Annotated in this window: 6 protein-coding genes; 4 read left to right on the forward strand and 2 right to left on the reverse strand. The window is 59.7% G+C overall.

Annotation, left to right across the window (positions count from 1 at the left end; all coding sequences use genetic code 11):
* The first annotated feature begins 72 nt into the window (after window positions 1–72).
* The 3 genes from HMPREF2894_RS02110 to HMPREF2894_RS09075 all read left to right on the forward strand — a co-directional run bounded on the left by HMPREF2894_RS02110 (window position 73) and on the right by HMPREF2894_RS09075 (window position 3379).
* Entirely contained in the window at window positions 73–1203 is a 1131-nt protein-coding gene (locus HMPREF2894_RS02110) for a GuaB3 family IMP dehydrogenase-related protein (RefSeq protein WP_005505070.1), read from the forward strand.
* A gap of 220 nt (window positions 1204–1423) precedes the next feature.
* Complete coding sequence (gene guaA, locus HMPREF2894_RS02115) at window positions 1424–3016, forward strand: glutamine-hydrolyzing GMP synthase (RefSeq protein ID WP_012903093.1); 1593 nt, start codon at window positions 1424–1426, stop codon at window positions 3014–3016.
* Window positions 3017–3217: 201 nt separating this feature from the next.
* Entirely contained in the window at window positions 3218–3379 is a 162-nt protein-coding gene (locus tag HMPREF2894_RS09075) for a hypothetical protein (RefSeq protein ID WP_161799354.1), read from the forward strand.
* A 194-nt stretch (window positions 3380–3573) separates the two neighbouring features.
* Here the strand turns inward: HMPREF2894_RS09075 and HMPREF2894_RS08995 are convergent, their stop codons facing one another.
* Window positions 3574–4059, reverse strand: coding sequence for a hypothetical protein (locus HMPREF2894_RS08995; RefSeq protein ID WP_141754520.1), 486 nt, complete (start codon window positions 4057–4059; stop codon window positions 3574–3576).
* 301 nt (window positions 4060–4360) lie between these two features.
* Between HMPREF2894_RS08995 and HMPREF2894_RS02125 the strand changes: the two genes are divergently transcribed.
* Window positions 4361–5335, forward strand: coding sequence for an AEC family transporter (locus HMPREF2894_RS02125; RefSeq protein WP_070677610.1), 975 nt, complete (start codon window positions 4361–4363; stop codon window positions 5333–5335).
* Between the two features lie 141 nt (window positions 5336–5476).
* Here HMPREF2894_RS02125 and HMPREF2894_RS02130 read toward each other — a convergent pair.
* Window positions 5477–6777, reverse strand: a 1301-nt coding sequence (locus HMPREF2894_RS02130) for an alpha-amylase family glycosyl hydrolase (RefSeq protein WP_070677613.1), incomplete at its 5' end; no start/stop codon positions are given.

Below are 6777 nucleotides of genomic sequence, written 5' to 3' on the forward strand. Positions count from 1 at the left end.
GGTATCGGGCGGGCATCGGCGCGAATAACGCCCAGCGGCACCCCTCAAACCGAATTCGAAAGGATTCACCCCATGTCTGAAATTCAGATTGGCCTCTCCAAGAACGCCCGCCCCACCTACTCCCTGGACGATGTGGCGCTGGTGCCTACCCGCCGTACCCGCGACCGCCGCGACGTCGACACCTCCTGGCAGATTGACGCCTTCAAGTTCGACACCCCCATCATTGGTGCGCCCATGGACTCGGTCATGTCCCCGGCGACTGCCATTGCACTGGGTAAGCTGGGTGGCCTGGGCGTGCTGAACCTCGAGGGCCTGTGGACCCGCTACGAGGACCCGCAGCCGCTGCTTGACGAGATTGTCGAGCTGCCCGAGGCGGACCCTGCCTCCGCAACCACCCGCATGCAGCAGATTTACTCCGAGCCGATTAAGCCGGAACTGATCACTGCACGCCTGGAAGAGATTCGTGACTCCGGCGTGGTCGTTGCAGGCTCCCTGAGCCCGCAGAACACCCAGGAGCACTACGAGACCGTGGTGAAGGCGGGCGTTGAGCTGTTCGTCATCCGTGGCGCGTCCGTCTCTGCTGAGCATATTTCCACCTCGCACGAGCCGCTGAACCTGAAGAAGTTCATCTACGAGCTGGACGTTCCGGTCATCGTTGGTGGCGTTGCTGGCTACTCGCAGGCTAAGCACCTGATGCGTACCGGCGCAGCCGGCGTGCTGGTGGGCTTCGGCGGCGGTTCCGCACAGACCACCCGCCAGGGCCTGGGCATCTCCGCACCCATGGCAACCGCTATCGCCGACGTGGCTGCGGCACGTTCGGACTACCTGGATGAGTCCGGCGGCCGCTACGTGCACGTGATTGCTGACGGCTCCCTGGGCCGCTCCGGCGACATGGTGAAGGCTCTCGCACTGGGCGCTGACGCTGTCATGCTGGGTGCTCCGCTGGCTCGCGCATCCGAGGCTCCCGGCCAGGGCTGGTACTGGGGCAACGAGGCGCACTCGCTGGACTTCCCGCGCGGCGTGCGCACCCCGCTGGGTGTTGTCGGCTCCCTGGAGGAAGTCCTGTACGGTCCTTCGCACCACGTGAACGGCACCAGCAACATTGTCGGTGCGCTCAAGCGCGCAATGGCTAACTGCGGTTACCTGGATCTGAAGAAGTTCCAGAAGGCTGACCTGACCGTGGTTCCCGCGTACCGCGGCTAAGGTAGCTTCATGAATCACCGCTTGGCGGTTGGCAGGTTTGTGGTCTGCCGGTCGCCGGGCGGTGCTTTCTATACGCACGCTCTACTCCCGTTAGAGCATGTAGCGGCACCCCGGGATGGGGGAGCGGCTACGTACCGTCGGCGGCGTACAGCGATAGCGTAAAATAGATATATCCCCGCGCAAGTGCGCGGATTAGTACCAACACGTTGAGGTAATTTTCGTGACCAACTCTGTGAACCTGGACCAGCTCGAAGAGCGTCCCGTCCTGGTGGTAGATTACGGTGCACAGTACGCACAGCTCATTGCTCGTCGCGTGCGTGAGGCCGGCATCTACTCCGAAATCGTCCCCCACTCCATGAGCACTGAGAAGATGCTCGCCAAGAACCCGGCAGCCATCGTGCTCTCCGGTGGCCCCTCCTCGGTCTACGCCGATGGCGCCCCCAAGGGTGACAAGGCCCTGTTTGAAGCTGGCGTGCCGATCTTCGGTATCTGCTACGGCTTCCAGGTCATGGCCCAGACCCTCGGCGGCACCGTCGCCCAGACCGGTCTGCGCGAATACGGCGCAACCGACGCTGTGATCTGCGCTGAGAACTCCTCCTTCCTGACCGGCACCCCCACCACCCAGAACGTGTGGATGTCTCACGGTGACTCCGTGACCGAAGCCCCCGAAGGCTTCGAGGTGCTGGCAACGACCCCCGGCGCATCCGTGGCAGCATTCGTGGACGAGTCCCGTAAGCTCGGCGGCGTGCAGTGGCACCCCGAGGTGAAGCACTCCGACTACGGCCAGGTCGCCCTGGAGAACTTCCTCTACAATGTGGCAGGCCTGAAGCCCACCTGGTCCACCAACAACATTATTGAGGAGCAGGTCGCAAAGATCCGCGAGCAGGTCGGTAGCGACCGCGTCATCTGCGCGCTCTCCGGCGGCGTTGACTCCTCCGTGGCAGCTGCACTCGTGCACAAGGCTGTCGGAGACCAGCTCACCTGCTTCTTCATCGACCACGGTCTGCTCCGTGAAGGCGAGCGCGAACAGGTCGAGCAGGACTACGCAGCATCCATGGGCATTAAGGTCATCACCATTGACGAGTCGGAGCGTTTCCTCTCCGCACTCGAGGGCGTCACCGAGCCCGAGGCAAAGCGTAAGGCTATCGGCCGCGAGTTCATCCGCTCCTTCGAAGAGGCACAGCGCAAGCTGATTGCCGAGGCTGGCGAAGAGGGCGCAGACATCAAGTTCCTGGTTCAGGGCACCCTGTACCCGGACGTTGTCGAGTCCGGCGGCGGCGACGGCACCGCAAACATTAAGAGCCACCACAACGTGGGTGGCCTTCCCGACGACCTGACCTTCGAACTGGTTGAGCCGCTGCGCACCCTGTTCAAGGACGAGGTTCGCGCTATCGGTCGTGAGCTCGGCGTTCCCGAGAAGATCGTGGCACGTCAGCCGTTCCCCGGCCCCGGCCTGGGCATCCGCATTGTCGGCGAGGTTAATCGCGAGAACCTGGAGACCCTGCGTGCCGCTGACGCTATCGTGCGTGAAGAGCTGACCGCAGCAGGTCAGGATGAGCACATCTGGCAGTGCCCCGTGGTTCTGCTGGCTGGCGTTCGTTCCGTGGGCGTTCAGGGTGACGGCCGTACTTACGGCCACCCGATTGTTCTGCGCCCGGTCTCTTCGGAAGACGCAATGACCGCTGACTGGTCGCGCCTGCCGTACGACCTGCTGGCTAAGATCTCGAACCGTATTACCAACGAGGTCAAGGACGTTAACCGAGTGGTGCTGGACGTTACCTCCAAGCCCCCGGGAACCATTGAGTGGGAGTAATCCCGCTTTGGGCTACCTAGCTTTGTAGCTGGGAGCCCGTGAAGGAGCCGCCCGGTGCATCCGTTTGTGGATGCGCCGGGCGGCTTCTATGTGCGTATGTACGTTACAGGTGCCAGGGAAGAACGAAATATAATGTGCTTATATATGCTTCGTCTGACAAGTGCAAGAGTACTAAACTGACGTCATAAGGAGGAGCTAAAGATGTCAAAATCTGATAACGAGCATAATCAAAAGCAAGAGCATGAATCCTCCCTCTATGAGTTTTTCGTCAGTTTTCCCACCCCTGCAGATGACGCAAACTGTTCTAAAGAATTCCCAGTGGCGGAACGCTCTGCCGCGCAGCGTCCAACCCCAGACTTTTAGCTTATAAGTAAGCCGCCCGGTGCATCCTGTTGTGGATGCGCCGGGCGGCTTCTTGCGTAAGAACATGTAGAAAATTTCTGGGCGGATATTTTTTTGAATTTATAAAAAATCGTCTATTTATTTAAACTGCGAGTCTAAATAAAAACGCACTCCAAATAAATGCCCTAAAAAACTACACCAAGAAATAAAACGGTTTAGTGCGGGTGGTTCGGGTGACGAATCGAATCACGCCAATGAGCGCTCGACCCCAACCCAAAATGCAGAGCAAAAAACGTGCCAAAACAGCAGAATCCAAATGCGCACGCCATGTACACGCCGTAGGTTAGCATCATGAACTCAGAATCGTGGCTCACCCCCGAGGCGACATTCAACGCCAAAGAGACGCCCAGAATCACAAGCCACGCAGCGCTCGCAGCCGCAATCAGCCATGAGATAGCACTCAGCACCGGGTGCGGGACCCTAAACGTACGTTCAGGACCGCTCATAGGCGCTACAGGCGCATTATCAACGGCGACAGGTTCAGCTACCACGGTCGAAACATTCGAGGCTGAGGGAGCCGCAGAAGAGCGCCACGGAATATGCACACCGGCGTGCTGCCCCTGCGCATTCGCGGGGTTCTTTGCGGAGCGGTGGGGGACGCCTCCAGATTCGGGAGGAGAAGAAAGATACGGTTGCTGCATTGCGGGCTCCTGAGCGTATAACCTCGCATGAGAAGAAACAACAGCGCGTCTAATGATGCGAGAAAATGAGTGTCGGCGATAGATTGAAAGAATACGGTGAGGACATATTCTTTCTATATTTCAAGACTAGAAGCGAACCGCATAAAAAACGAGGATTTAGCGGAATATGATGCAATATGACGCGAAAAATCCGAAAAGAGCAGAGAAAAAATAATCAACCTCAACTTGAAGGTTCAGGGTAGGGTTATTAGACACGCCCCATCGCGGCAAAAACAGCAGAGCAACAGCGAAAGGAACGAGCATGGGAATCCTCCTCCCACTCATCTACCTAGGTCTAGGCCTGGGACTTGCGCTACTGCTGCCCGAACGCTGGAGCACCCGCCTCAAAGAAGGCGCCTCAACCCTGCTGACCCGCTGGATTATCCCTGCCGTCATCATCTACACCGTCGCCACTAGCCGCCCCGAGCTGTTCTTTGTCGCCGCCTCCACCATGGTGCTGATGCTCCTCGGCGTGCTCTGTGCCGGGCGCATCACCGGCGACCCCGTGCAGAAGCTCGCCTTCGTCTACCTGAACGCGGGACTCTTCGGCATCCCCGTGGTTGCCGGATTCTGGGGTGAAGAAGCCGTGCGCGTGTACATTGGCGCGTACATCGGCAACTCCATCATGGGCAATATCCTGGGCACCTCGCTACTACGCAGTGGATTCAAGACAGATGCCGAGGCAGGGGAGGGCAATGCACCGGATACACGAGCCACTAGGAGCCGTGGCGGAACCCTCCGCACGGTGCTGCGGGGTCTGCGTACCAGCCCGCCCGTTATCGCCGTGGCAGTGGGTCTGCTCTGCCTACCCGCCGGCCCCTTCCTGAGCCAGCACGGGGCGGGCTTCTACCGGGTACTGACCTGGGTTTTCAGCTTTATCGGAATGATCGTTCTGGGCATGTGGCTCGGTGCCGCCAAACTGCACCGCACCGATTTGACCCGAGCTACCGGATGGGCTCTCCTCCGCGCTGTACTCGTGAGCGTCTACAGCGTCGGCGTGCTCGCGTTCGCCCGCTGGGCACACGATACGGCGGGCGTGCACTTCGACCAGCTGCTGGCGCATCCGCAGGTGCTCTTCATCCTTGCGGTCCTGCCGCCAGCCGCCAACATCGTAATCCTCGAAACACACTACCGGCACGAAGGCACCGCAGCCCCCGTCATTGCCGCCGGGGCGGTCGTCAGCGTGGGAATGATTGCGCTCGCCGTGCCAATCCTGCAGCTCGTGTTCGCCAGATAATTAGAGCCAAGAAAGCACGCTGGGACAACCAAGAAGACAACAAGAAAGACAGCAAAAGGAGGGCGGGGGCATAAGCCTCACCCTCCTTCTACTGTCTATTCACCTTATCGGCACGCGGTAGCACTCAACGAGCTACAGCGCTTAGCGTACGATGTGGTACACCTTCGCCTCGTAGGGGCGCAGGGTCGAACCCGCATCGTCCTTGTAGTTCGAGCTCACCAGCTCAACACGAGCGCCAGCCTCACGAGCCTCAGAAAGCACAGCGAAGTCGCGCTCCTGCTCCTCGGCAGTGAAGTTCGAAACAACAAGCAAAGACTCGTTCGCGGGGCTGCCATCCGCACCACCGGTACGGGTGTACGCGTACACAGCCTCATCCTCGTTGTGCGGAACCTGAACCGAATCCACCGGAGCGAAGGACGCATAAACCATCAGATCCTTCAGCTTGCCGCGGCGCAGAGCCACCAGCTGCTGGTAGTGGTAGAAGATCGAATCCTCATCCGCCAGAACAGCCTCAGCGTTAATCGCCGGGTAGTTCGGGTTCACAGCAATCCACGGGGTAACACCCTCGGGGCTGAAACCGCCGTTAGCGGAAGCATCCCACTGAACCGGGGTACGAGCGTTGTCGCGGCCCTTGATGTAGATCGCTTGCATCGCCTCTTCGTGGCTCAGACGCTTGTGGTCCACGTGCATGTCCTCGTAGAAGCGGATCGAGTCACCATCGCGGTAGTTCTCAATCGAATCGAACTTCACGTTGGTCATGCCAATTTCTTCACCCTGGTAAATGTACGGGGTGCCCTGCATGAAGTGCAGGGTGGTCGCCAGCTGCTTAGCGGACAGGGTGCGGAACTCATCCGAATCGTTACCGAAACGGGAGACCACGCGCGGCTGGTCGTGGTTGTTCCAGTACAGCGAACCCCAGGCGTTACCCTCCAGGGTGGTCTGCCAGTCGTTCAGGATGCGCTTGAGCTCGGTCAGCTTGTACGGCGCGTAGGACCACTTGCCGCCCAGGGAGCCGTTCGGGTCGTTATCCACGCCCATGTGATCGAAGTGGAAGATCATGTTCAGCTCACCGGTGTGGTAGCCAGCCCACAGCTTAGCGTCCTCGGGGCTGGTTGCGCTGGTCTCGCCCACGGTCATCACGTCGTAGCGGCTGAAGGTCTCGCGGGTGAGCTCCTTCATCCACGGGTGCACCATGGTGCCGTTAGAGATAACGAACGGAATCGAGGAAGTGTGCTTCTCAAAGTCGGTGGAGGGATCATCCGGGAAGCCCTCGGGCTTGGAGATGATGTTGATAGCGTCCAGGCGGAAGCCGTCAACGCCCTTGTCCAGCCACCAGCGAACCATGGAGTACAGGTCCTCGCGAACCTTCTCGTTCTCCCAGTTCAGGTCGGGCTGTTCCTTGAAGAAGATGTGCAGGTAGAACTGGCCGGTCGCCTCGTCCC

The sequence above is a fragment of the Rothia sp. HMSC066G02 genome (genome assembly GCF_001813145.1).
Lineage (GTDB): Bacteria > Actinomycetota > Actinomycetes > Actinomycetales > Micrococcaceae > Rothia.